At 62.2% G+C, this 24519-nt stretch carries 24 protein-coding genes; 16 read left to right on the forward strand and 8 right to left on the reverse strand.

The features are described from left to right. Positions 1–148: 148 nt before the first annotated feature. The 8 genes from OU11_RS03985 to OU11_RS04020 all read left to right on the forward strand — a co-directional run bounded on the left by OU11_RS03985 (position 149) and on the right by OU11_RS04020 (position 8648). Entirely contained in the window at positions 149–1156 is a 1008-nt protein-coding gene (locus tag OU11_RS03985) for an AraC family transcriptional regulator (RefSeq protein ID WP_033514618.1), read from the forward strand. 111 nt (positions 1157–1267) lie between these two features. Further along, the gene (locus OU11_RS03990) at positions 1268–2272 is read left to right on the forward strand and encodes a phosphotransferase family protein (RefSeq protein ID WP_033514619.1); all 1005 of its coding nucleotides are present in this window, start codon (positions 1268–1270) and stop codon (positions 2270–2272) included. After that, positions 2245–3699, forward strand: a complete 1455-nt coding sequence (locus tag OU11_RS03995; RefSeq protein WP_152597059.1) for an MATE family efflux transporter — start codon at positions 2245–2247, stop codon at positions 3697–3699. Before OU11_RS03990 ends, OU11_RS03995 begins: the two co-directional genes overlap by 28 nt. A 122-nt stretch (positions 3700–3821) precedes the next feature. Beyond that, entirely contained in the window at positions 3822–4526 is a 705-nt protein-coding gene (locus OU11_RS04000; protein ID WP_033514709.1) for a response regulator transcription factor, read from the forward strand. Positions 4527–4599: 73 nt separating this feature from the next. Next, positions 4600–5766: a sensor histidine kinase gene (locus OU11_RS04005; RefSeq protein ID WP_161782757.1), complete on the forward strand. Its 1167-nt coding sequence runs from the start codon at positions 4600–4602 to the stop codon at positions 5764–5766. 121 nt (positions 5767–5887) lie between these two features. Next, positions 5888–6877 (forward strand): D-alanyl-D-alanine carboxypeptidase family protein, encoded by a 990-nt coding sequence (locus OU11_RS04010; protein ID WP_081963432.1) that lies wholly within the window; start codon positions 5888–5890, stop codon positions 6875–6877. 177 nt (positions 6878–7054) lie between these two features. Next, positions 7055–7897, forward strand: a complete 843-nt coding sequence (locus OU11_RS04015) for an ABC transporter ATP-binding protein (protein WP_033514620.1) — start codon at positions 7055–7057, stop codon at positions 7895–7897. Between the two features lies 1 nt (position 7898). After that, entirely contained in the window at positions 7899–8648 is a 750-nt protein-coding gene (locus OU11_RS04020; protein ID WP_033514621.1) for an ABC transporter permease, read from the forward strand. On the opposite strand, the gene OU11_RS04025 is transcribed toward OU11_RS04020, so the two are convergent. After that, positions 8559–9371, reverse strand: a complete 813-nt coding sequence (locus tag OU11_RS04025; protein WP_033514622.1) for an ABC transporter permease — start codon at positions 9369–9371, stop codon at positions 8559–8561. The genes OU11_RS04020 and OU11_RS04025 overlap by 90 nt on opposite strands. Before the next feature lie 99 nt (positions 9372–9470). Here OU11_RS04025 and OU11_RS04030 point away from each other — a divergent pair, with 99 nt between their 5' ends. Beyond that, positions 9471–10427 carry a LytTR family transcriptional regulator DNA-binding domain-containing protein gene (locus OU11_RS04030; protein ID WP_033514623.1) on the forward strand — a complete coding sequence of 319 codons (957 nt, stop codon included), beginning with the start codon at positions 9471–9473 and terminating at the stop codon, positions 10425–10427. Between the two features lie 182 nt (positions 10428–10609). Continuing rightward, positions 10610–11764 (forward strand): helix-turn-helix transcriptional regulator, encoded by a 1155-nt coding sequence (locus OU11_RS04035; RefSeq protein ID WP_033514624.1) that lies wholly within the window; start codon positions 10610–10612, stop codon positions 11762–11764. Positions 11765–12009: 245 nt separating this feature from the next. Here OU11_RS04035 and OU11_RS04040 read toward each other — a convergent pair whose 3' ends face one another. From OU11_RS04040 to OU11_RS04050, 3 genes are read right to left on the reverse strand one after another with little or no spacing between them, the layout of a single operon-like run. Next, positions 12010–12936: a LysR family transcriptional regulator gene (locus tag OU11_RS04040; protein WP_033514625.1), complete on the reverse strand. Its 927-nt coding sequence runs from the start codon at positions 12934–12936 to the stop codon at positions 12010–12012. Then, positions 12933–13565, reverse strand: a complete 633-nt coding sequence (locus OU11_RS04045) for an HAD family hydrolase (protein ID WP_033514626.1) — start codon at positions 13563–13565, stop codon at positions 12933–12935. The genes OU11_RS04040 and OU11_RS04045 overlap by 4 nt, the downstream gene beginning before the upstream one ends. A 20-nt stretch (positions 13566–13585) precedes the next feature. Then, positions 13586–15358, reverse strand: coding sequence for a bifunctional ADP-dependent NAD(P)H-hydrate dehydratase/NAD(P)H-hydrate epimerase (locus tag OU11_RS04050; RefSeq protein WP_033514627.1), 1773 nt, complete (start codon positions 15356–15358; stop codon positions 13586–13588). Between the two features lie 151 nt (positions 15359–15509). Here OU11_RS04050 and OU11_RS04055 point away from each other — a divergent pair, with 151 nt between their 5' ends. Both OU11_RS04055 and OU11_RS04060 read left to right on the forward strand, forming a co-directional pair. Next, a complete protein-coding gene (locus OU11_RS04055) occupies positions 15510–16553 on the forward strand; it encodes a zinc-dependent alcohol dehydrogenase (protein ID WP_052122613.1) in 1044 nt (347 codons plus the stop codon). A 5-nt stretch (positions 16554–16558) separates the two neighbouring features. Continuing rightward, entirely contained in the window at positions 16559–16927 is a 369-nt protein-coding gene (locus OU11_RS04060; protein ID WP_033514713.1) for a metallopeptidase family protein, read from the forward strand. A 16-nt stretch (positions 16928–16943) separates the two neighbouring features. Here OU11_RS04060 and OU11_RS04065 read toward each other — a convergent pair whose 3' ends face one another. The 3 genes from OU11_RS04065 to OU11_RS04075 form a co-directional block, all read right to left on the reverse strand. Further along, positions 16944–18605, reverse strand: coding sequence for a serine/threonine-protein kinase (locus OU11_RS04065; protein WP_033514628.1), 1662 nt, complete (start codon positions 18603–18605; stop codon positions 16944–16946). A gap of 69 nt (positions 18606–18674) precedes the next feature. Continuing rightward, positions 18675–19106: a helix-turn-helix domain-containing protein gene (locus OU11_RS04070; protein WP_033514629.1), complete on the reverse strand. Its 432-nt coding sequence runs from the start codon at positions 19104–19106 to the stop codon at positions 18675–18677. Between the two features lie 216 nt (positions 19107–19322). Further along, a complete protein-coding gene (locus tag OU11_RS04075) occupies positions 19323–19844 on the reverse strand; it encodes a helix-turn-helix domain-containing protein (protein WP_223224096.1) in 522 nt (173 codons plus the stop codon). Between the two features lie 210 nt (positions 19845–20054). Here OU11_RS04075 and OU11_RS04080 point away from each other — a divergent pair, with 210 nt between their 5' ends. The 4 genes from OU11_RS04080 (at position 20055) to OU11_RS09370 (ending at position 23727) form a co-directional block, all read left to right on the forward strand. Then, positions 20055–21518 (forward strand): DUF6591 domain-containing protein, encoded by a 1464-nt coding sequence (locus OU11_RS04080; protein WP_052122614.1) that lies wholly within the window; start codon positions 20055–20057, stop codon positions 21516–21518. Positions 21519–21563: 45 nt separating this feature from the next. Further along, the gene (locus tag OU11_RS04085) at positions 21564–21803 is read left to right on the forward strand and encodes a hypothetical protein (protein ID WP_033514630.1); all 240 of its coding nucleotides are present in this window, start codon (positions 21564–21566) and stop codon (positions 21801–21803) included. Between the two features lie 36 nt (positions 21804–21839). Beyond that, entirely contained in the window at positions 21840–23018 is a 1179-nt protein-coding gene (locus OU11_RS04090; protein WP_033514631.1) for an SPFH domain-containing protein, read from the forward strand. Between the two features lie 223 nt (positions 23019–23241). Then, positions 23242–23727 carry a DUF6591 domain-containing protein gene (locus tag OU11_RS09370; protein WP_033514632.1) on the forward strand — a complete coding sequence of 162 codons (486 nt, stop codon included), beginning with the start codon at positions 23242–23244 and terminating at the stop codon, positions 23725–23727. Positions 23728–23814: 87 nt separating this feature from the next. On the opposite strand, the gene OU11_RS04100 is transcribed toward OU11_RS09370, so the two are convergent. Beyond that, positions 23815–24321, reverse strand: coding sequence for a hypothetical protein (locus OU11_RS04100; protein WP_033514633.1), 507 nt, complete (start codon positions 24319–24321; stop codon positions 23815–23817). Positions 24322–24519 lie beyond the last annotated feature (198 nt).

Consider the following 24519-nt stretch of genomic DNA (forward strand, 5'->3'; position numbering starts at 1 on the left):
GGACTTAGTGCAAGGAGCGCCCATCCTTGAACCAGTGCAATATGCACCAGTTCCGTAAAAGGACCATACGGCGGCTGAATGCCGGACTGATACGGTTGTCGTATGGATGTCGTCCATCACCGGCGGCGGAGGGAAGGGACTCACGGCCATGAGCAGATTTCGTGACATTCTCGACGAGCAGGAACGTGCGGAAGCCGCCGCCTACCAGTCGGATGAGTCGATCCTAGCGATGATGCGGCAGGATTTCTCCGATGCCGAGCTGGTTGAGGCGCAAATCACCCGTCACGAACGGGAGCTGGTCCGTCTGTTCCGGATGCGCGATCTGACGGCCTTATCGGCATGGCATATCCCGATCCGGACCTGCGGTTTCATCCATGCGGCGAAGCATACACGCAGCCAGGTCGCCTACTTCCATAATCATGACTGCTATGAACTGATCCTTGCGATGCATGGCACCTGCATCCAACGGTTTCTGGACCCGGACTCCACGCTCACGCTGTCACAGGGCGACGCCTGTCTCAACGCTCCCGGCACCGTGCACGCCATCGAACCAATCGACTCCGATCAGATCATTCTCAAGATCATGATCGCACCATCCGTGTTCGATCAGACGTTCGCCCCAATACTCCGGGAAACGGAACGTTCCGAATCATTCTCCGGGCATGCGCCGTGCATCCGCGTATTCCGGCATTGCTCCGACCTGACCGCAGGGCTGGCGCGTATGCTGACCGTCGAGACATCGGATCGACCCGCGCATTGGCGCAATACCGCATCTGCCTACTGTTCGTTGATCGCCGTCGAACTCGCACGGAACGCTGCCGGGGAGTGCACAACGTTCTCCGCACTGGCGCATTCCTTGGAACGGTATGTGCGCTCGGATCCCGCCCACGCCGATCTCGCGGGTTTCGCCCGGATGCTGGGCTACAGCGAGGATTATGCCGGTCGACTGGTCAGGGAATCCACCGGTCGCACCTTCCGCGATCTCACGGGAACACTCAGGATGGAGATCGCGGCCTCGCGTCTGCTTGACACCGACGACACCGTTGCCTCGATAGCCCGTGCGGTCGGGTATGACAACCGTTCGGGGTTCCATAAACGGTTCCTGTCCGTATACGGTCTAACTCCGAGCGAGTATCGGTCCATGTTCCGGATGTGATGACCCGTCTGTTCGCGGATGCGGATACATGGTGGACGGATTCGGCAACATGTGCGCCGGCGATCGTGACGAGCCCGCGGATAGATTGGAACATGTCGGCAAGGAGGCGCGATGAAAAGCAGGACGAAGAACCATCTCGACGAAGCGACGATTCGGACGCTGGTCCGCGAACAGTTCGGCCGGGAATGCCGTGTGACCGGCATCACCGAGCTCGAGGGCGGCATGTTCAACGCGATCTACCGCATCAAGTGCACCGCATTCGACCGTGACATCGTGCTCAAGGTAGGGGTCAGGCCGGGGATACCGTTGCTGACCTACGAGCGCGACATCATGCCCGTGGAGGTGGAGGCGTACCGTCTGATCAGCGAACGGACCACGGTTCCGGTACCGCAGGTCCTGGCCCACGATTTCAGCAAAACGCTGATCGACGCCAACTATTTCTTCATGACCGCATTGGACGGCGTGCCATTGTCCAAGGCGTCGCGCCGCATGTCGCCGGAGAATCTGGCTCAGGTCAAAGTGAAGCTTGCCGAATACCTGGTGCAGCTGCATGGCATCACCAACACCTACTTCGGCTATCCCACCGACGATCCGGCGTTGCGGTACGCCACATGGCATGAGGCGTTCCTGGGCGTGTTCGAGCAGTTGCTGCGCGACGCCAGGGATCATGGCATCCGGCTGCCGTTCCTGAGCATCGAGCGGGCGCTGGAACGCCACGGCGATCTGCTGGACGCCCTGGAACGGCCTTGTCTGGTTGATTTCGACTGCCACGAGGGGAATGTCTTCGTGCGGCGCAGCGGCGCCGGTTACGCCATCGAGGGCATCCTCGATTTCGAACGCATGTTCTGGGGCGACCCAATCGCCGATTTCCCGACCGCGTTCGTATTCTGCGACGATATCCGGGAGGAACCCGATTTCCTCAAGGGATTCCTCGCCGCCAGCGGCCGCCGCGAGTTCACCCGAGACGACGATCGGCGCTACCAGCTGTACCGCCTGTACATCGCCACGATCATGGCGGCGGAGACGTTCCGCTACGACCGGATGTACGGCACCGCGCAGCGGATCTGGGCCACGGCCCAGGTACGCAAATGCCTGAGCAATCTCGACGCACGATGAACGCCCGAAACACCGCCTGCACGTCGTCCGAGCGCCACCGCGATGACGAGCTCGCCGTCGCGCCCATAGGCCGGCTGATGGCGAGCATGTCGTTGCCCTCGATCATCGGTGTGCTCGCATACAACCTGTACAACATCCTGGACACGCTGCTGCTGTCGCAAGGCGCGGGCATGGACGCCGTGGGAGGCGTGGCCGTTTCCTTCCCGCTGTTCATGCTGCTGTCGGCCGTCGCCTCGACGCTGGGAACGGGGGCGGCCTCGGTCATCTCCCGTGCGCTGGGACGCGGAGACGACGAGGAGGCGGCGCGGGCGGCGGCCAACACGTTCCTCGTCTTCTATGCGACGGCGCTGGCCATGGCCGTGGTGGGGCTGCTGTTCCTCGATCCGATCCTGCTCATGATGGGCGTGACGGATTCGCTGCTGCCGGTCGCCCGCAACTACACCCGCATCATCCTGATCGCCGCGGTCACCAGCACCGGTTTCTCCAATCTGATCAGGTCCGAGGGCGCCAGCCGCTACGCCATGGCAATCTGGGTGATACCGTTGAGCGTCAACACGGCGTTCGACATCCTGTTCATCTTCGGGCTTGAATGGGGCGCGACGGGCGCCGCACTGGGCACGGTGATCGGACAATGCGTGTCGATGGCGATGAGCGTCAACTTCTTCCTGCTCTCCGGCAGAAGCCGTCTGCGGCTGGCGGCCCGCCATTTCCGTCCGGATATCCGGCTTATCGCCACGATTCTATCCACGGGACTGCCGTCGCTGGCGCAATGGTGCGAGCAGGGCCTTGCCATCATCGCCGCCAACCGCATGCTGCGCACATTCTCCGCCGACCCGACCGTGCTGGGTTACGGAGCCGGCGGCGATCTGCCGATCAACACCTACGGTCTGGCATCCCGCATCCTGCTCCTACTGCTGTTCCCGGTAACCGGTCTGGCTCAGGGCATCCAACCGATCATCGGCTTCAATTTCGGTGCCGGACTGCATAACCGGGTCCGACGCACGCTTGCGTTGTCAACGGCGATCACCATCGTCTACGGCGTCGCATCGGCCATCATCACAGCCGTGTGGGCGGCCCGTCCGATGATACGCCTGTTCACAGGGGATACGGCAACGATCAGATTGGGTGCCCAGGCGCTCGCCATTATGGGTGCGGCGACGGCGTTCACCGGGATCCAGCAGATACACGCGACGTTCCTCCAATCGATCGGTCGACGGACGGCCGCCATACTGGTATCGGTGTGCGGCCAGCTGCTGGTGATGCCCGCGCTGCAGATCATGGGCCGCTTCGGACTGGTCGGTGTGTGGTGGGCGTTTCCTGTTGCGGCTATTGCCGGAAGTTTGGTGTCTTCGCTGGCGGTGTGCCGCGCAAACGTCCGCGCCTTGTACGCTTCGGATGGGCATCACTCCGGCAATTCCGTTCCTTAATCCTTTCTTCATCGTCCGACGGTCCGTATCCCCGCACGGTGCGCTACACTCGGTAGGGTTCGGCTGGCTTCGGCGACGAGTGCAAGGAGGGTGCCGTGAGCGGTGACGGCGGCAAGGGGACCGTGCTGATCGTGGACGACGAGAAGGAGATCGCCGATCTGGTCGCCGTCTACCTTGAGGCCGAGGGCTATCAGACCCGGGTCCGCTATGATGCGGCGGGTGCGCTCGAAGCGGTCGCCGACCCCGACATCGCCATCGACCTGGCCGTGCTGGACGTCATGCTGCCCGACATGAACGGCTTCCATCTGTGCCGCGAGATCCGCAAAACCCGCCGCTGGCCGATCATCATGCTGACGGCGCGCGACGATGAGGTCGACAAGATCACCGGACTGAACTTCGGCGCCGACGATTACGTGACCAAGCCGTTCCGTCCGTTGGAGCTCGTCGCCCGCGTCAACGCCCAGCTGCGCCGCTACACGCATTACGACCGGTCAGCCGGCGACACCCGACGCGAGGAGGAACGCTATGAATACCGCGGGCTGGCGGTGGATCTGCGCACCCGCGCCGTGAGCGTGGACGGACGGCGCGTGCGCCTGACGCCCAGCGAGTTCGCCATCCTGGTGGCGTTGTTCCGGCATCTGGGCGAGGCGGTGAGCGCCGAGGAGCTGTTTCACGCGATGTGGGACGGAGAGCCGTATCTGAAGACCAGCAATGCCATCAGCGTGCATGTCAGGCATCTGAGAGACAAGATAGGAGACCAGGTTGATCGACCGCGATTCATCCACACCGTCTGGGGCGTCGGCTACCGGCTCGGCGACGACTGCTGAAGCCCCGGCCGGACAGTACCGCACCGATCGCATGCACCGTCCGACGCGACGGCCCGATTCCGGTTCCGCGTCCATGCCGTCGGTTCGGGGCGGGGGTGCGCCGATTCCGGATGTCGCCAAGCCGGAGCATCGCAGACGGCGGGGTGCCGGCGGCCGGTTCGCCTTCATCCTGGCCCTGCGCATGCTGGGTGCCCTGGGACTGGGTCTGGCGGCCGTGCTGCTGTTGCGGCTGATGTGGAACGCCGATGCGATCGCCACCTGGCTGACCGACGTGTGGTATGTGGATTGGGAATCCGCGGTATATATCATCCAGGGCATGCGCAATCTGGCGCCGGCGGTGGCGGTGCTGGTGTTCGTGCTGGCATTCTTTCTCGGCTATCTGCTCATCGTCAGGCCGTATGTGGTGAGAATCTTCTCGACGCTGACCGATGGGATCGCCCAGCTGCTGGCGGATGACGGGCGCATGTCGGAGCTGCCCGACGAGCTGGATGATGTGGCGGTCGCGCTCGGCGAGGTGCGTCGGAGATTGGACCGCCGCGCGTTCGAGGCGCGGATGGCCGAACAGCGCAAGAACGATCTGGTCATGTATCTCGCACATGACATCCGCACGCCGATGACCTCGGTGGTCGGCTATCTGAGTCTGCTGGACGAGGCGCGGGACATGCCGGAGGAGCAACGACGCCGGTACACGCATACCGCGCTGGACAAGGCCCAACGCCTGGACGCGCTGGTCGACGAGTTCTTCGACATCACCCGGTTCAATCTGTCAAACGTGCCGTTGGAGGTCGGCCCGGTGGATGTGAGTCTGCTCATGATGCAGATGGTCGAGGAGTTCCATCCGCAGCTTGAGGCGCACGGCAACACCGTGCGGCTGCATATGCCCGACGCCCTGACCATTACGGCCGATGCGGAGAAACTGGCCCGCGTGTTCAACAACCTGATGAAGAACGCCATCGCCTACAGCGAGCGCGGCAGCGTCATCACGGTCGAGGGCACGGCGGACGAGGCGACCGCCCGCATCGCGATCAGCGATCATGGCCGCACCATCCCCGCGCGCAAGCTCGACATGCTGTTCGACAAGTTCTACCGTCTCGATGCGTCCCGCAGCAGCGCCGACGGCGGCGCGGGCCTCGGCCTGTCCATCGCCCGGCAGATCACCGAGGCGCACGGCGGCTCGATCGCGGCCTCCAGCGCCGACGGCGTCACCACGTTCACGGTGACGCTGCCCGTCACAGCCTGAAGCCGCAGAGCAGCGGCCTTCATCGTTCCTTAATCAAACGCTCATCATCCCGGGGCCTTCGGCAGGCGCGACTCCTCTAGCGTGAGGTGCGAATCAACCACCTGGAGGAAAGAGGCTTGAGATGAGCGCATCCCGATATGACCACCCGATACTCCGCCCGACGGCGACCAGTCCCGCACGGCGAACCGATGCGGCGCCGGTGCCGACGGTCCCGCGTCGACGGTTGCATTCGTGGCGGACGGCGGTCGCGGTGGTGATGGCCGCCGCCATCGTCTGCCTGGCGGCGTTGCTGTATGCGACCGGCGGCGCGCCGTTCGGCCCGACCGTATCGTTCGATGGGCTGAACAGCCGGTACGCGATGCTCATCGACGCCGACAGCGGCGAGGCCATCGCATCGCGAGACGCCGACGCACGCATGTATCCCGCCTCGCTGACCAAGGTGATGACCGCGGTGGTGGTCCTCGACCACGCCGAGACGTTGGACGACGTGGTCGAGGCCCCGGCCGACATGTTCCCGGAGCTGTGGGAGCAGAACGCCTCGATGGCCGGCCTGCAGCCGGGGGAGAGCGCCACCGTGGAGGATATGCTGTACGGGCTGATGCTGCCCTCCGGCGCGGATTGCGCCATCGCGCTGGCACGGTATGTGGCCGGCGGTGTCGAGGCGTTCGTCGAGCTGATGAACCGGACCGCCGCCGCGCTCGGCATGTCCGGCACGCATTTCACGAACCCGACCGGGCTGCATGACGCCGACCATTACTCGACCGCGCGGGACATGACCATGCTGTTTGCCCATGCGATGCGCAACGGCACCTTCCGCACCATCGCAGGCTCCCCGTCGCATACGATGTCCAGCGCCAGCCTGCACGACGGGGATTTGACCGTCGACAGCACCGTGTTCGAGGAACTGGGCACGCCGTTCTTCGCCGGCGGGTGGATCGTGGCCGGCAAAACCGGATACACGCCCGAGGCCGGCCTGTGCCTGGCCACCGCCGCTCGGTTCGGCGGCAGGACCTACATCCTGGTCACCGCGGGGGCGCCCGGCGACCACGCCACATCGCAGACGGATGTGGATGACGCGCGCTACGTCTACGGCCAGATCCCCGGACTGTGATCCGTCCGCGGTCCGGCGCCGTCGCAGGCCCGGCGCCGACGACACGTGTCGCCCTCGCTCCGTTCGTGCCCGCGTATGCTCCATTCGTCCGAAAACCGCCTCCCGTCAGGCATTTCCGCCGCGCGGAACGCCCCGATGGCGCAGGATGGTGGCATCGCCTCACGAAAGGAGCATACGATGACGACCATCATGTCGATGGATGGCGTCTGCCTGTCATTCGGCAGCAAGCAGGTGCTGCACAACCTCACCTTCGCCGTGCGGCGCGGCGAGACGTTCGGGTTCCTCGGCCCCTCCGGCGCGGGCAAGACCACCACCATCAAACTGCTGACCCGCCAGCTGGTCAAGGATTCCGGGCGCATCACGCTGTTCGGCCGTCCGATCGAACGCGCGAGCGAATCCGACTACGAACGCATCGGCATCCTCTCGGACACCAGCGCCCTGTACGAACGGCTGAGCATCGCGGACAACCTGCGCTTTTACGCACGGCTGCGCGGCGTGCCGGAGCGCGGCGTCCGGCCGCTGCTCACCCGCATGCGGCTGGACAAGGACGCCAAGACGCCAATCAAGAACTGTTCGAAGGGCATGCGTCAGCGCGCCGCCCTGCTGGCGGCGATGATCCATTCGCCCGAGCTGCTGTTCCTCGACGAGCCCACCAGCGGACTCGACCCCGCCACGCGGGCCGAGGTGCACCGCATGCTCGGCGAGCTGAAGGCCTCCGGCACCACGGTGTTCCTGACCACGCACGACATGGCCGAGGCGGACGCCGTCTGCGACCGCATCGGCATCCTCGCCGAAGGCCATCTGGCGGCCTGTGACGAACCGGAACAACTGAAACTGCGGTTCGCCCGCAACCACGTCACGATACGGACCCGCACGCACGGTACCATCGAAACGACAAAGGACACTGCGGCAGCCGAACAGGTAGCCGGATTGCTGCGGTCGGGGGAGATCCTCTCCATCCATTCCGACGAACCGAACCTTGAGGAGGTTTTCCTCGAACTGACCGGAAAGGAGTTCTGACATGAACGCGAACACCCGCAAGATCGCCGTGCTGTGCGGCAAGGACGCCCGCGACGTTCTGCAGAACCCGACCATGCTGGTCTCCTGCCTCATGCCCATCGGCTTCATGCTGCTGTACCGGTACATGATGCGCCGTATCGGCGGCGACGCGGTGGACACGTCGGCCGGCCGCACGCTCACCGACGGGTTCCTGATGTCCACGGCCGCCATCTTCACCATCGCCATGGTCGGGTCGATGGTGCTGCTCTACGGTCTGGCCGAGGAGAAGGAAAAGCACACGCTGCGCACGCTGATGCTGGCGAACGTGGGCGCCGGACAGATCCTTACCGCCAAACTCGCGGTGACGCTTGCGCTGACCGCGGTCACCGAGGCCGTCTGCTTCCTCATCATCGGCGCGCCGGCCCGCATGCTGCCGGCGTTCCTGGCGATCGGCGTCATCGGCGCGATACCGATCATGCTGGTCTCCGCGCTGCTGGGGCTCCTGTCCCGCGACCAGATGACGTCGGGCCTGTACGCGGTGCCGATGCTGCTGGTGGCGATCGCGCCGATGTTCTCGATGATCGGCGAGGAGGTGTCCAACGTGACGCGGTTCCTGCCGACGGGCGGCACGGATCAGTTGTTCAAGCTGCTGGCCGAGGACAGGCTGCTGAGTATGGACGCGTTACTGCCGGTTGTGGTGACCGTGGTCTGGATCATCGTCTGCACCGTGGCGTTCGGACTGCTGTTCAGACGACTCGCCCGGGACAACTGACCGCACAGTAGCGCGGAACCGCCGCAGGGACCAGCGGAACAGCATCAGGGAGGCCATGAGCCATATCAGGCTGATCGCCGCAACGGGCAACCACCCCATCAGCGGCGATTGGCCTGTGGCCATGGCCATAACCGTATCCATATACAGGTTCGCCGGCAGGAATTCGGACACCATCCGCAGGGAGTAATCCATCGGCGTCAGCATGCCGAACATCAGCAAGGTGACAATAATCGTGGAAGGCAACGATGTATCCGACTGACTGGCAACCACCCCGCCGAACGCCGTGGCCGCGCCGGCGATCGCAACCGCGGCGGGCAGGCACGACAGCCACAGCGCCACGGTGCGCATCACGTCGAATGGGGAGAGCACGGCCAGGGCGATCGCCGACAACGCCATGCTCCAGACGACACCGGCGGCGAACTTCGAACACATCACCATTGCGGGGGAGACACCGGTTCTCGCCAATGTCCGGCAACTGCCGCGTTCACGTTCCTCGACCAGAAGATACAGCCCCGGCAACGTTCCGGCCATCGCGATCGCGAACAACACCGTCAACAATAGCGTGAACGCCACGCCCAGCTGGTCGTCGTCACCACCGGCGACCAGCGTCCGGAACAGCAGTCCGGCAATCAGCGGTATCAGCAGATACATGAGATACGCGGAACGCAGCATCATCGTGATGTCATGCCGCAGCAGCACCAAGAACGCTCGTGGTGCGGTCATGTGATTGCCTCCTGCCTGCGGTTCCCGGTCACGCATGTTCCATCGTAACCGTTTGTTAGGCTGAATCACGACCCCTGTCCGGTACGTGCAAGGAGAACGATGCACAGTTATGATTCCGTGGAATCGCTGATCGACGGTGAGCGCGAGTCGAACATCCATGTGGAATGCAGCCGGCCGGTCACGATGAGGGCGCTTGACACGGTCCGCGGACTGTACAAGAACCGGCGTTGCGCCTTCTATCTGCGCTCCGATCGCGGGTTCGACCGTGACAGCGTGCGCTCATACCTGCGCTTCTTCGGCGCGCTGTCCGGCACCAAGGCGGACGCCGAGACGGCGATCGACCATTTCGGATTGCGGCCCGTGGCGTCGAAACGCATCGGCAAGCTCGACGACGAGCAGCGGGCCATGGTGAATTTCGCCCGCATGAGCCTGGCCGATCCCGAGATCTGCTTCATCGAATACCCGCTCGGCTACCTTGGCTCGGCCGCGCGCTCATTGACGTTGCGATGGATCGCGGAAGCCAGCGAGCGCGGCACGTTGTTCATCACGACGGGACAGCCGTTGCGTGATGCGCTGCTGATGCCCGGCACGGCGTGGTGGATGGAGGACGACCGGTGCATTGCGGCGCAGACGGAAACCGGCGACGCCGACGGCGGGAGTCCGATACCCGGATCCGCGCAGGATCCACAGCAGGACGATGCGGAACCCGACGAGGTGCAGGTCGTCAAGATCGTCTGCAAAAGCGGCACGACGACGTTGCTGTTCGATCCGCGCGAGGTTGACTTCATCGAGAGCATCAGCCGGGCGAACTACGTATCGGTGCGCGGCCAGCGGTACCAGACCGCGCTGACCCTCGACGAGCTGGAGGCGATGCTGGAACGGTTCGGCTTCTTCCGCTGCCATCGTTCCTATATCGTCAACGTGCAGAAGGTCGCCAAACTGGAACGGTTCACCCGCAACAGCTACAACCTCACCCTGTCCGACGCGGCACAGTCCACCATCCCGCTCGCCAAAGGCCGCGTGGCCGACATGCGCGAACACTTCGGCTGCATCTGAAACCCTTGGAATTCCGCCGATGCAACCGCTAGTTGCGAGGAATCTGGTTGCGTTTTGCCGGTGCAACCGAAAGCTGGTGGCACGCAACCGGAGCATTCGGGCAGGATGGAACCATCTGAAGGGCCGACGTGCTCACTGAATGGCACAATGGACGGCATCGGATGCTTAAGGAGGCACCCACGATGAGTTTTCGGGATAATCTGCAGTACCTGCGCGCGCAGCGCAACTTCACCCAGGAGCGTCTGGCCATGCTGCTTGGCGTTTCCCGTCAGGCCATCTCCAAATGGGAATCAGGCAAGGCGTATCCGGAGATGGACAAGCTGCTGATGATGTGCGACCTGTTCGGCTGCACGTTGGACGATCTGGTGCTCGGCGATGTTCGCGTTCCCCGATCCGGGGCTGATGCCGAGCCGGCGCGGACCGATGGTGTGGCGTCGACGTCGACGGGAATCATGGCGGCGGACGCCGTCACCGGTCCGTCGAATGATCCGGCGACGGATCGGCCCTCGGTGCTTGGCGCACCGACGAACCTTTCCGCGGGGCAGCGGGCTATTGCGGTCGCCCTGCCGGAGGATCTGGCCGGATACGACGCCCATGTGAACTCGTTCGCCTGGAAGATCGCGGCCGGCGTCGCGGCGATCATCGCGGGCGTCGCCATCGGCGTGCTGTTCGACGGCAAGGGCACGGTTTCCGGCCTGTTGGTCCGGAGCGAGTTCCTCACCTTCGTCTGCACCATGATTGGGGTGATCGTCGGTCTGGCGCTGCTGATCCCGGCAGGCATGGCGCATGCGGAGTTCATGCGCAGGCACCCGTTCATCGAGGATTTTTACACCGACGATGACCGCTCCCGTCGCGCCAAGGAGCTTGCGGTAGGCGTGGTCGCGGGCATCGGTCTGATCCTGATCGGCGTGTCCGTCACCGTATACGGCGAGGAGGTCCTGGGCATCGAGGAGGGGTGGCCGGCCAGCGTGATGCTGCTGTGCGTGGCCGCGGGAGTGTTCTGCTTCATCTACTTCGGCATCCGCTACGGCATGATGAACATCGATGCATACAACCATGAGGCGGAATCCGACCGCAAGGAGCGTGAGCGTGAGGCACAGGGCGGCGATCTCTACGACAAGGTGACCGGTCTGGTGTGCGGCATCATCATGCTGATCGCCACGGTCGTCGGACTGTGGGTGCTGTTCGCCGGCGGGCCGATCGACGGCGACGGCGGCGAACGGTGGATGTCCGGCAACGGCCTGTTCTGGCTGGCCTGGCCGATCGGCGGCATCCTGTGCGGCGTGGCCACCTGCATCATCCAGATATTCCGTTCCTTCCACGACCACGAGCGCTGATACGACGATCGCTGTCATCGCTTGCACGCAGGTCCGATCGCACTGAAAGCGAGCGGCGTCTGCGCCTGCTCGGGATGGTGTACCGTACGGCAAAACATTCGCACACTGTTATAGCGGTGTGTATAACAGTCGTCCTACTGTTATACACACCGCTATAACAGTGTTCCGCGTTGAAAATACAAGGCAATGAGCGCCATACCGGTGCAATGGGGGACAGGCGGGGGCTGGTTTCCGTTCCTGTTTCGTCAATCCTCGATCAGGTCGTAGCCGTGGGAGGCGATGACCTCGCGCAGCCTGTCCAGGTAGGTCTCGGCCGCGGCGGACAGGCGCGCGCGCTCGTTGGAGATCCAGCCGACCGTCATCGTCTCGTCCGAGTCCAGCGGCACGGTGACGATCTTCTCGTTGTTGAGGTCGCCGTTGTCGATGCCGGTGCACACCGTGTAGCCGTTCAGTCCGATGATGAAGTTGAGGATCGTGGCCCGGTCGGTCACGTTGATCTGCTTGGGGGAGTTCTCCGGCCAGACCGCCTCCTCGGCGAAGAAGAAGCTGCCCTCCTCGCCCTGCTCGAACTGGATGAACGGATAGGGCTCCAGGTCCTTCATCGTCACCCTGTCCCGCCCGGCGAGCGGATTATCGCGCGAGATGAACACCTGCAGTCCGGAGCGGAACAACGGGTGGAACTCCAGGTGCTTCTCGCGCAGCAGCTTGCCGATGACCTGCCGGTTGAATTCCGACAGGTACAGGATGCCGATCTCCGACTGCAGGTTCGCCACCTGGTTGATGATGTCCCGGGTGCGCGTCTCGCGGATCGTGAACTCGTACTCGTCCGACTGCGTGGCGTTGATCATCTCCACGAACGCCTCCACGGCGAACATGTAATGCTGCGTGGCCACCGAGCACAGCTGCTTGCGCGGCTTGGCGTTCTTGTACCGTTCCTCGAGCAGCGCCGCCTGGTCGAGCACCTGGCGGGCATAGGTCAGGAATTCGGCGCCGTCCACGGTCAGCGCGATGCCCTGGGAGGAGCGGGTGAAGATCTCGATGCCCAGCTCCTTCTCCAGCTCGCGCACCGACGCGCTCAGCGCGGGCTGTGAGACATACAGCTCATGCGAGGCCTCGTTCATGGACCCGCATTCGACGATCTTGACGATGTACTTCAGCTGCAGCAGCGTCATAGCGTACAGCCCAACGAGCGCAGATCGGCACGCGCCTGTTCGGCGTCGACGAACCGGAAGGCGTGCCAGCCCACGGCCTGCGCGCCCGCCACGTTCCTGGCCGTATCGTCGAAGAACACGGTGCCGGCCGGCGTCAGACCGAACCGCTGTTCGGTCAGCCGGTAGATGTCGGCATCCGGTTTGTGCATCTTCTCCACGCCGGACACCACCGTGCCGCGCAGCAACCGTTCCAACTGCGGATACTTCTCGAATGCGATGTGGAACGTCTCATGTGACCAGTTGGTCAGCCCCCACACCCGGTATCCGGCGGCGTTCAGATCAACGAGCAGTCGTTCCATACCGGGCAGCATGCGGGGGAGCGCGTCCCCGTAATGCTCGATATAGTACTGGAACACCTGCGCCACCTCTTTGCCATGCTCGCGGACCACATCGGGATAGATGTCCGCGAAATCCTCGCCGGCATCCATGCGATCCTCATAGTGGAAGAACCCGCAGGGGTCATCGTCGGCACAGATCTGGTCCACGAACACTTGCGGCAGGACGCCTTCCAGACAGGCGCGCGTCTGCCAGTCGAGCAGCACGCCGCAGAAATCGAAGACGACATCGGTGATGGGGGTCTGTTCGTTCATACCGCCCAGTCTACCGGCGACTACTGGATAACCTCTTCGAACGCCCGCGGAATAGCCGCCACGATATCGGAGGCGATGACGGGGTGGCCGAGCGCAGGTGCCGGGTCCGCATGCTGCTGTCCGAACACCGTGGGTACCGACCAGCCACGCTGTTCGGAGTCGGCGGCGATGCCGGCGGCCAGACCATGCAGATGCGCGCCGACCGCGGCGAGTTCGATCGTCAAGGTGTCCGCGGGGGAAATGTCGGGGGAGTTCTGGGCGAGCAGCGCGCCGAGCATGCCGGCCAGCACGTCGCCCGCGCCGGCGGTCGCCAGCCAGGCCGGCGCCGAGCCCGCCAGCATGGTCCGCTCCTCGCCGTCCTCCTCGCCGACCAGAATCGTCACCGCACCCTTGAGCAGCACGGTGGCACCGGTCAACGCGTGGACGCGTCGGGCGTAATGCCACGGATCAGCCAACACGTCCTCCGTATCGACATCGTCGCCAAGCCGCTGCAGCAGACGCGCCAGTTCGGCGGCATGCGGGGTGATCAGCACCTGAGGCGGCACGCGATCGGGAAGCAGATCCAGCGCCCCGGCATCGACGACGATCGGCGGCATATCATAGGCGTCGCGCTCCGGTTTCATCCCGCTGGGCGCATCCGGCTCGCCGACGTCGTAATGCCGCAGCAGCCTGCCGATCGTCTCCCGCTGGATGTCGTCGCCGTCCGGATCGTCCGCGGCGGCCGGCACACCGGAACCCACCACCCAGGACTGCACATGCCCCTTGCCCAACACCGCCTCCGGCCGGGCGGCGAGCACCATGTCCTGCGCACGCTGCGGACCCAGATACCGGATCATCCCCACGTTCGCGCGGGAGGCCCCCTTGGCGGTCAACACCGCCGCGCCGGGATACCGGGTCGAACCGGTGACCAATCCGACCACACCGCGCGAATACTTCGAATCGTTCAGCCGGGGGAGCCGGACCAGTTCCCCGGCGATCTCATCGTCGACCATCTCCACTGCGGGATCGACGTCGTCGATAGCGAACCCGAAATCTACCAACGTCAACCGTCCCATGGCATAGCAGGCCGGCGGCATCATCGCGCAGGGTTTCATCGCACCGAACGTCACGGTCACGTCGGCGGGGATGTACGCGCCGGGCAACGTACCGTCGTTCACCCCCACACCGGACGGCGTATCGACCGCCACCACCATCGGGAACCGTCTCGCATTCGCGTAATCAGGCAGGGCGGGGCGTTCGGGCAGCGCTCCCTCCAAGCCGACCGACGCCGCAATCGATGCGGGAATGCCACGCAATCCACCTTCGATGCCGATGCCGGTCATCGCATCGATCAGCACATGCGACTGGGTGATGATCCGCAACGCGGTTTCGAACCGTTCCCCAGCCTCGCCTGCAGTAAAGCCGGCCGTAACACCGAGGATCTCGGCACGCGGATCCAGTACCAGCACCTTGCCGCCGGCACGCACCAATGCGGCGAACGCGGACTCATGCAGGGACCGGCCGACCGCGATCACGGTCACGTTCGCCCCAGCCTCGGCCAGACGTGCGCCCGCATACACGCCGTCGCCACCGTTGTCGCCGGCACCGGCCAGCACCACGATGCGCGCATCGGCCACATCCATATCCTCATCGTCCAGCAGGCGGGCGGCGACTTCCGCCACCGCGTTCGCGGCCATGCGCATCAGTGGCACGCCGTCGTCCAACAACGGACGCTCCATGGCGCGCACCGTGGCGGCATCATAGGCTGAGTGCAGCAGTGTTTCGCGACGGTTCTCATGCTGGTCCGGTACCATGGAATCCCCTTTCAACATCCATGTCGATGGAACACTACTGTACTCGGCCGCGCCGGGTCGTGCACGCATCGACCTGCATCGCGAAACTCCGAATCGTGTGAGGCGTACGACGACCGTAGAGTAGGTGGTAGTACATGGCGAAGGAGCGGATATGGCAACCTCGATTCCGGAAACGATGAAAGCGGTGGTGTTCGAACAGGTCGGACAGTGGGCCGTCAGGCGGGTGCCGACGCCCAAGCTTGAGAACCCCACGGATCTGCTGGTCAAGGTGTTGGCCTGCGGCATCTGCGGCACGGACAACCAGATCCTGCTGGACCCGCCCGGCGCGCACGCCACGCCCGGCGTGATCATCGGACACGAGATGGTGGCTGAGGTGGTGGCCGTGGGCAGTGCCGTGGACGCGTTCAAACCGGGGGACATGGTGGTGGGCGACAACAACCTGCCGTGCGGGCATTGCACGATGTGCCACGGCGGGCAGTACAACGAGTGCGCGTCGCTACGGTCGATGGGCGAGGACATCGACGGGTTCATGTGCCAGTACCAGGTCATGCCGCAGTCGCAGGCGATCAGGCTGCCGGCGGGGACCGCGGTGGACACGGCGGTGCTGACCGAACCGGTCAACTGCGCGATGGGTGCATTGCAGAAGCTCGACCTGCGGCCGGGCAAGTCGTATGCGGTGCTGGGCTGCGGGCCGATCGGACTGATGTTCGTGGCGTTGCTCAAGGCGTCGGGCGCGGCGCATATCGTGGCCAGCGACCTGTCCGCGGAACGGTTGGCGATGGCCGGCGGGCTGGGTGCCGACATCCTGTGCGCCAGCGGCGACGACCCGGCGGTCGCCTGCCGTGACGTGACCGATGGCATCGGCGTGGATGCGGTGATCGACGTGGTCGGCTGTCTGCTGCCGCAGGCGCTGGACTGCGTGCGCAAGGGCGGCGACGTGATCGCCTTCGGTCTGAACGCGCACAGCCGGCAGACCATTGACCAGGCGGATCTGGCGATGCGGGGAGTGACGATCCACGGCACGTTCATCGGCCATTTCACCTTCGAGACGACGGCGCGCATGCTGGCGGCCGGCGTGGTGGACCTGCGCCGGCTGATCACCGACCGGTACGACATCGACGACTTCGGTGAGGCATTGGCCGCGCTGCGCTCAGGTTCCAGCTGCAAGGTCGTGATCTATCCGAACGAACGGTGATCGGCATGCGGATCAGCGACGACGAGTTCGACGCCGCGGTCGCCGAAGCGTTGGACAGCGTGCCGGAACGGTTCAAGGCCGTACTGCACAACATCGCCATCACCGTGGCCGACGAGCCGACGGACCGCGAGCGCGGCACCATGGCCGACCCGCGCGGCGAACTGCTGGGCCTCTATCAGGGCGTGCCGCTGCCACAACGCACCACCGGCTACAGCGGCGTGATGCCGGATATCATCACGATCTTCAAGGGCCCGCATGAGCGGGTCTGCCATACCCGCGCCCAACTGGTCGCGCAGATCCGCCGAACCGTGCTGCACGAGATCGGCCACTACTTCGGTTTCGACGACGACTACCTGCACGCGCACGGATACTGATGCGTCGCGGCAGCCGTCACCACGGCTGCGCGTACACCTCGAAGGAGTCGTATGCCGGCGGGTCGAACACGTCCATCGAGAACGGGCGCGAACCGCCTTCCGGCGGCCAGTCCACGAATGTGGTGTACCCGTAGATGATGGCACCCGCATCGTCACGTAGCACCAACGACACGTTCAATTGGCTCGACTGTTCCCGCACGCGTTCCGAATCCTTGGTAACGAATATATCGCCCGAGAAAATCTCGCCGCCGTATCCGTCGGGTGCGGCGTTCAGGTTATCGACCTTGAAAGATGCGGATTCGCCGGAGTTCACATAGTTATAGTCCTCGGGCTCCAGAATGGTGAAGTCGACGGTGGCGGGAACGGTTCCGTTGCTGTTGCCGGCCTGGGAGCCGAAATAGGTGGTCTCGCCCGGGAACGCGACCATCAGCGCTTGCGTGTGGGAGAACAGCACGGAACCGTCCTCGCTCCTCCCGGTGATCTCGACGGACGGGAATTGTATGCACACACTGTCGCTGGTGTTCCTCAGGCCGAACGCGTAGTGCACGAGACCGGATTCATCCGCCGACCAACCGGTTTCCACCAGTTCGAGCGGATTGTCGTATGCCGCGTCGCCGCGCGTGGCATCGTCGTCCTCGGAATCCTGCGTGGACGAATCGGGGGAGGGAACCATATCGTCGTCATTGTCGTCGGGCGATGTGTTCGGTTGCGGCCCGGCGTTCTGGGAGGTTCCGTTCGCCGCGGTTCCCTCCGCGTCGCCGTTCGCGACCCAGCGCGGGATCAACGTCATCGCCGCCACCAGCGCGACGATGACGATGCCGGCGATTGCAGCGATGATGATGGCGCGCGTCCGTATCCCGCCGTTCGACGCACCCAGCATGGAAACGGGAGCGGGGACGACCGGATCGACCGGATCGGAGGGAGCCGTGAGGGCTTGCGCGAACTGCTGCACACTCTGGTACCGGGCACTGGGCTCGAACGCCGAGGCGCGTTCGACGACCGCGCGCAGTCTGGGGGTGATGTTCGGATCATCGGCCAGCAGTGTTGCATACGAGGCATCATCGGGGTAGATTCCGGTCAGCATGAAGCCGAGGATGCGCCCCAGCGAGAAGATGTCGGACCGGACGTCGGTAGGGGCGAATCCATACTGTTCGGGGGAGGCGAATCCGTAGGTGCCGAGGGCGGTGGTGTCGCGGTTCCGGTTGGCCGTATTGGTGAACGGTCTGGCGATGCCGAGGTCGATGATATGGGCGCCGTCGTCCGCGACGATGATATTCGCCGGGGTCAGATCGCGATGGAGGATGCCGAGCCGATGCAGTTCCTGAACGGCCTCGCAGATCTGCTGCGCGAGGCTGACGGCCTCGTTCTGCTGCAGCCGACCCCGTTCGGCGACGGCCTGTTCCAGGGTGAGGCCGGGTATGTAGTCGAGGACGACGGCCACGCAGTCGGGCAGTTCGTACGTGGCCTCGACGCGGGGGAGTCGCGGGCAGGTGCTGCCGCCCAGGGCCGACCATACGCCACGCTGAGCCAGCACGGTCGGGATCTTCTTGCGGACGAACGGGCCGACGCCGTCGATGGTGACCAGTTCGGTGACGCCGCGCGGACCGCGGGCCAGGACCTGTTCGACGTGGTAGGCGTCGTCGATGCCCATCGCGTGCATGGTCTGGGTGTCGTCCATGATGCTCCTTTATGTATCGCCTGCGCGGTGCCCCTCGTCGGGCGGGACGGCCTGCGCCATGGCATCGCCTCACTTCGATTGTAGGAGGGGTTGCTCGCCCAACCGTTGCAATTCGTTATCCGTGGCGGTCAGGTCGAAACTGTGGTCGATGCACCAGATGATGATGGCGTCGCGCCGCTGTTTGCACCACAGCTCGGAGACCCCCGCCAGCCGGAGCAGACGTTGGGTTTCACGCAGATCGCAGTTCAAACCGATGGAGAGCATGATGGCATGGTCGCGGCCGGGGCGGCTCTTGCCGGAGAAGATGTCATAGACGACGGTGGCGTTCAGACCCGATTCGCGGGCCACTGCGGAACGTTTCATATCGTTGGCTTCACGCAGTGATTCAAGAAATGCAGTCAGAGTCTGATTGCTTGTGACATCCTGATCGAGATACGACTGGATGTCGGAACTGGATATCAAACGATCGAGAAGTTCCTCCGTCAGCAGTTCCCGAGTCATATGCTCTCCTTGCGTTATCAACGTCCTCGTTCCGTCACTCGCCGCCCGTTTGCAACATATATACGTCAGCATATATGGAGCAGCCGGTCATCATCCGGTTTTCGACCGGTGTCGGCACGCGGCGATTCACGGTACGGATAGACACTCGTTCGGACATGACCTGTTGGGTTGTCTGACGATGCGTGATGGTATGTGACCGCTTCGACGGGTTTCCCGTCACACACGCTTCGACATCAAAGGCTTCTCGTTGAACCGAATCAGCTCATGATCTATGGCCACCCTGTCGTACCCCTTGTTCACACACCAGATGATGATGGCGTCACGGCGCTGCTTGCACCACAATTCGGAAACCCCAGCCAAACGCAGCAACCGTTGAGTCTCCTGCAGATCACAGTTCAACCCAATTGAAAGAATAATGGCATTATCCCTACCGGGACGGCTCTTCCCCGAGAACAGGTCATACACCACCGTCGGATTCAGTCCGGAAGCGCGAGCGACGTCGGCACGCGTCAATCCCTGCTGCTCCAACAGATTATGGAGATAGTCGGTCAATTCGATATCGGCAACATGTCCTTCGTCCAAAAATGCGCCGATATCGTTACTGCGAAGGAGTCTATCCAGTAAATCCTCGGTCAGGCGGGCATCAAGCATGACTTTGTCGATTTGAGAAGAAGGATTCTGCCTTGAATCGAATCGTGATTCCCTCTCTTCACGATTCGTCCCTTTGGTAGCAGTCATATCGGTGCTTCCTTCTATGCATACGCATCGTTACAGGGCTGCAGTCGTTAAAACAGTCGGTACCTTAACAAACTCCGAACCGTGCAAATTCAGTCAGCAACTGAATTCAAGCTGCAGGAATTCCGAGAGAATGGTGTCAGTTTTGCGTCCCGGAAACGAGAGAGGAACACCATCGTTTTCGGGCATGGACGACCGAGAGAAGGAACGAGGATGACCTCACCCAACGACGCACCGATGCCGGACAATCAGCCAACGAACGACGGCCAGCCGACAACACCTATGACCCCAGCACCTGCGACAACGATGCCGATTCCTCAAAATCCTGAGTCGACCAATTGCATCGAGCGTCGATACACCCTCAGTGTGCAACAGCTGTTCCAAGCCATTCACGATCAGCTGACAACCGGCGCAACATTCACCATGGACGACGAGGATGCACGCACCGGAACGGTTCGCTTCCACGCATTCGATGGCGCTCAGTGCACCGTGACCGTGACGGCGGAAGGCGCATTGGGTAGTGTCATTCGTTTGTCCGCCACCAACGATGACGGCAATAAGAGGTCCCAGGAATTCTTCGTCAAGCTTGATCAGCGACTTGGCGTGACGCAGACCATTGACCCCTCTGGCGGCAACACCTCGATTTACGCTCCCGTGATGCCGAAGAAGCCTACATCCAAGCTCGCCGTATGGGGCATCATCATCGGCGCGCTGTTCGCGTTTCTCGCGTTTACCTCAGACTCCGGGCCGTCTTGGTTCTTCGGCTTTATCGCGGCGTTGCTGTCGGGCATGTCTCTGTATGCAACTCGCACGAACGGCCCCAAGCAGGGACGGATTCTTTCGTACGTCGGCTTGGGACTTATCTCCATCGGCTTGGTTGTAGGTGGCATCAAAGCCATCGTCAGCAACGCGCAGGATAAGGCGGACCAGATGCCGGAATGCACCTCGTACACGTGGACCGATTCGGAGCTGGCCAAGATGCTTCCGGAACCGGAGTCGAAGCAGGGCGAAGTGACCCAGGATAGTAGCGACCACTTCAGTATTGAAATCTGCGACACCTCCGTTGAGCAGTTCAACACGTATGTCGCCGACGTCAAGGCCGCAGGATTCAACGTCGACTATTCGAAGAGCGACGACTCCTTCCATGCGGACAACAAGGAAGGTTATTCCGTTTCCATTGACTACGAGTTCCTAGACAAAAACGATGTCATGGAAATCAGCATCTCAGCCCCTCAAAACAATACCGATACGTCCACGTCGACGGATGAGGACACCAGTGATTCCGACACCGCGAAAAGCGATGAACCGTCGGATACCGAGGACACGACATCGTTGTCCGATGACAAGCAGTCGGGCTCCTCATCCGAGTCGGAACAGCCCGCTCAGACCGAACAGCCGAGCACCACGGCCGATGATGATTTCAAGGCGACCATGGACTCATACGAGGCATTCTTCGATGAGTGGATTGAATTCATGACCACGTACAACGCGGAAGGAAATCCACTGAGCATGCTGGCCGACTATACACAGATGATGGCGCAATACACCGAGACGATGTCCAAGATGGACGCCATTGATGAGACCACGCTGACTCCTGAACAGCAGCAGTACTTCCTTGAAGTGCAGGGGCGCATCAACGAAAAGATTCTTTCCGCAAACCTGCAACAACAGTACTGAACTGCGCAAAGCGTGCTCCTTCTCAACGGGAAAGGCAAGAATGACATGGCTCGACAACAGGACGACATGAGTCCCTTGGCGCAATTCCTGCCGGGCATCACCGAAGTCGTGGATTCCATCAAGGATGCGTTCGGCACAAGCCAAGAAGCATCGCCGAGTACGGGGCCTCGTACTCCGCGCAATGCCATGACCACGACCTGCGAAGGTTGCGGCGCGCCATTGATAGGGAAACAGCATAGCGTCGTGAAATGCGATTACTGCGACCGGGAAACTCGGTTGCAGTAATCGTTCCAACGACGTATCAGCAGAGGTGAAACGCACATGGCCATATTCAAAGCATTCGGCGGATCAATCAGCGGCGCGTTTGCGGACCTGTGGAAGGAAATCATCACAGCAGGCCCATTCCACGAGCATACGGCCGTGGCTCCGGGGGCTCTCAAACACGTCAACAATGAGCGTGGAGTCAACGAGAACGGCTCGGAAGGCATCATCACCAACGGCTCGCACATCTACGTTCCCGAGAATACCGCAGCGTTCATCTTCTCCGAATCAGGTATCGAGAACGTCATCATCGAACCCGGCGGATACGAGTATCGCAACGGCGAGGAGAGCGTTCTGGCCGGCGATGGCATCGGTTCACTGTTCAAACAGATCGGCGATCGATTTACGTTCGGCGGCCAACCGGTTGAGAACAAATACGTATCCTTTATCAACCTGCGTGAGATTCGTGGCATCAAATTCGGAACCCACGCTCCTGTGGCATATCACGACAAGTTCTACGGAACCGATTTGGAAATCCGATCTCGCGGCACAATGTCATTGAAGGTGACCGATCCGGTACGGTTCGTCCGCAATTTTGTGCCGGCCAACACCACCACGTACTCATTCGATCAGCCCGGAGCCCGCGAACAGATTCTTTCCGAATTCGTTCAATCCTTCATCGTGGCGATCAACTCGTTATCAAACGAATATCGCATCACCCAGCTACCGGCACAGGCCAACTCCATCGCAGAGCAAATCCGCAACGATCAAGCCAACGCCGGTATGTGGGAACAGCGGTTTGGTTTCCGGGTCGTCGGCGTCGGTATCGAAAGCATCGAGTTCACGGAACAGTCGCGACTGCTGGTACAGCAGTATGCGTCAACCAAGATGAACATCGCCGCCTATGAGGGAATCTCGCAACAGGCGGGCAATATCGCGGCTCAACAGCATATCGCGCGAGGTATCGAGCAGCATGGTCTGGGCGAAGGCGGCGGCATGCTGTTCGGCATGAACCTGGCCCAGGCGATGGATCCGTTGACAGCGGCGGCCGCCGGACGTCAACCAACTGTCGCGGCGGGCGCAACGGTGACAACAGACCTTCCGACGCAGGAACCGGATCCTCGGATGAGCATCGAACAACAGATCGATGCGGTGAAGAAACTCAAAGAGCTGCTGGATATCGGGGTTCTCACCCAACAGGAGTTCGATGCGAAGAAGAAGGACATCCTAGGATTGTAGATTCCGCAGGGAGGAACTTCCCTGCAGTGCAGTCGATGGGCACTATACACTTCCGGCGATCAACACATTCAGTTATCAACTGATTATCGGTTATCGGACAACATCGAGAATATGGTTAACCATTCAAATCAACGGCAACGGAACGTGCGAGGTGCAACAAGGCATCCTCGTCATTGTTCGGCGGCGACTAGCCGCACCGCAGCCTTTGAGGAAAGGAACGACCATGAAGAAACCATTGGCCGGCATGCTTGCCATCATCACCGCACTGTCCCTGGCAGCGTGTGGCACGGCAGAAAGCGACGACGCCGACACGCCTGATGAGTCGACGACGACTTCGCAGACTCAAACCAATGACGAGGATGCAGCCGATACCGCAGAAGAAGCGCCGGTTGAGGAGGAGTCGACACCCGACCCTGAACCTGAACCTGAACCTGAACCGGCCCAGTCCGACACTGGCAGCGACTTCAAGGCATACATGGACAGCTACGAAGCGTACATGGACGAATACGTTGCTTTCATGCAGGAATACCAGGACGGCGGCCAACCCGTCTCCATGCTGGCCGACTACATGGATATGCTGCAGAAACAGCAGGAGATGACCAATGAATTCAACAACTACGACCAGTCGCAACTCAGCAATGAGGAACTTCAGTACTACCTCGAAGTGCAGAACCGCGTGAATCAGAAGCTGCTCAGCGTGGCCATGTGAACGATCTCCTCACTCATAACAACAGGGCGTGTCCGCTTACGGAAGCGGCACACGCCCTGTTTCACATCACTGCGGCAGAACCCAGTGTCACGCCGCAGCGGTCTGTTTCCGCATCCGTCTCCGGTCAATCATCGTCCAGATTGCGCAGGCGACGGTAAGGATGAACGCCGCTACATACAGGTACGTTCCCCAGCCGCATGCAAAAGTGTCCGAAGGCACCACGCCACGGTCGGAAAAATCGTAATACTGCAATGCAAACGCGAGCAGCGACAATATATCGAACACCATAACGGCAATGGGCTTGCGCAACAGTGCGAACAGGAGCGCGAACAAAGCAAAAACGCCGATGGCTACGGTAATACCGAGCGTGAGATATGCCTGTCCGCCGGATGTGGACTCAATAGACATATAGATCCGAACGAAATCCACCATCGACGGATTAATCGCGTTCATACCCGTCTCTTCGGTGACATACGTGGCATATTCCATATCCTTGGCCGCGGCATACGGCAGGAACAACGCGATGATTTCAAGCAACGGTCCTGCGGATAATGCCAGCCGATGCAGCCGAGTCCTTGCAATCGGTTCTTTCATAACTGTTCCCTTCCATACTGTCATGTCGCCGCACGCGCGGCGACACCTGATCATGAGCAGCCCGCCACACGGTAATGAACCGCGAAACAACCGCTCATCCCCGTAATGGAAGCGCCTTGGTCAATATAGGCAAAGCCAATGGCCCGCCATTCAGTTGACGACTGAAATACAATTCCGTCTCCGGAGGATAACAGCGAA

The organism is Bifidobacterium pullorum DSM 20433 (assembly GCF_000771405.1).
Taxonomy (GTDB): Bacteria; Actinomycetota; Actinomycetes; order Actinomycetales; family Bifidobacteriaceae; genus Bifidobacterium; species Bifidobacterium pullorum.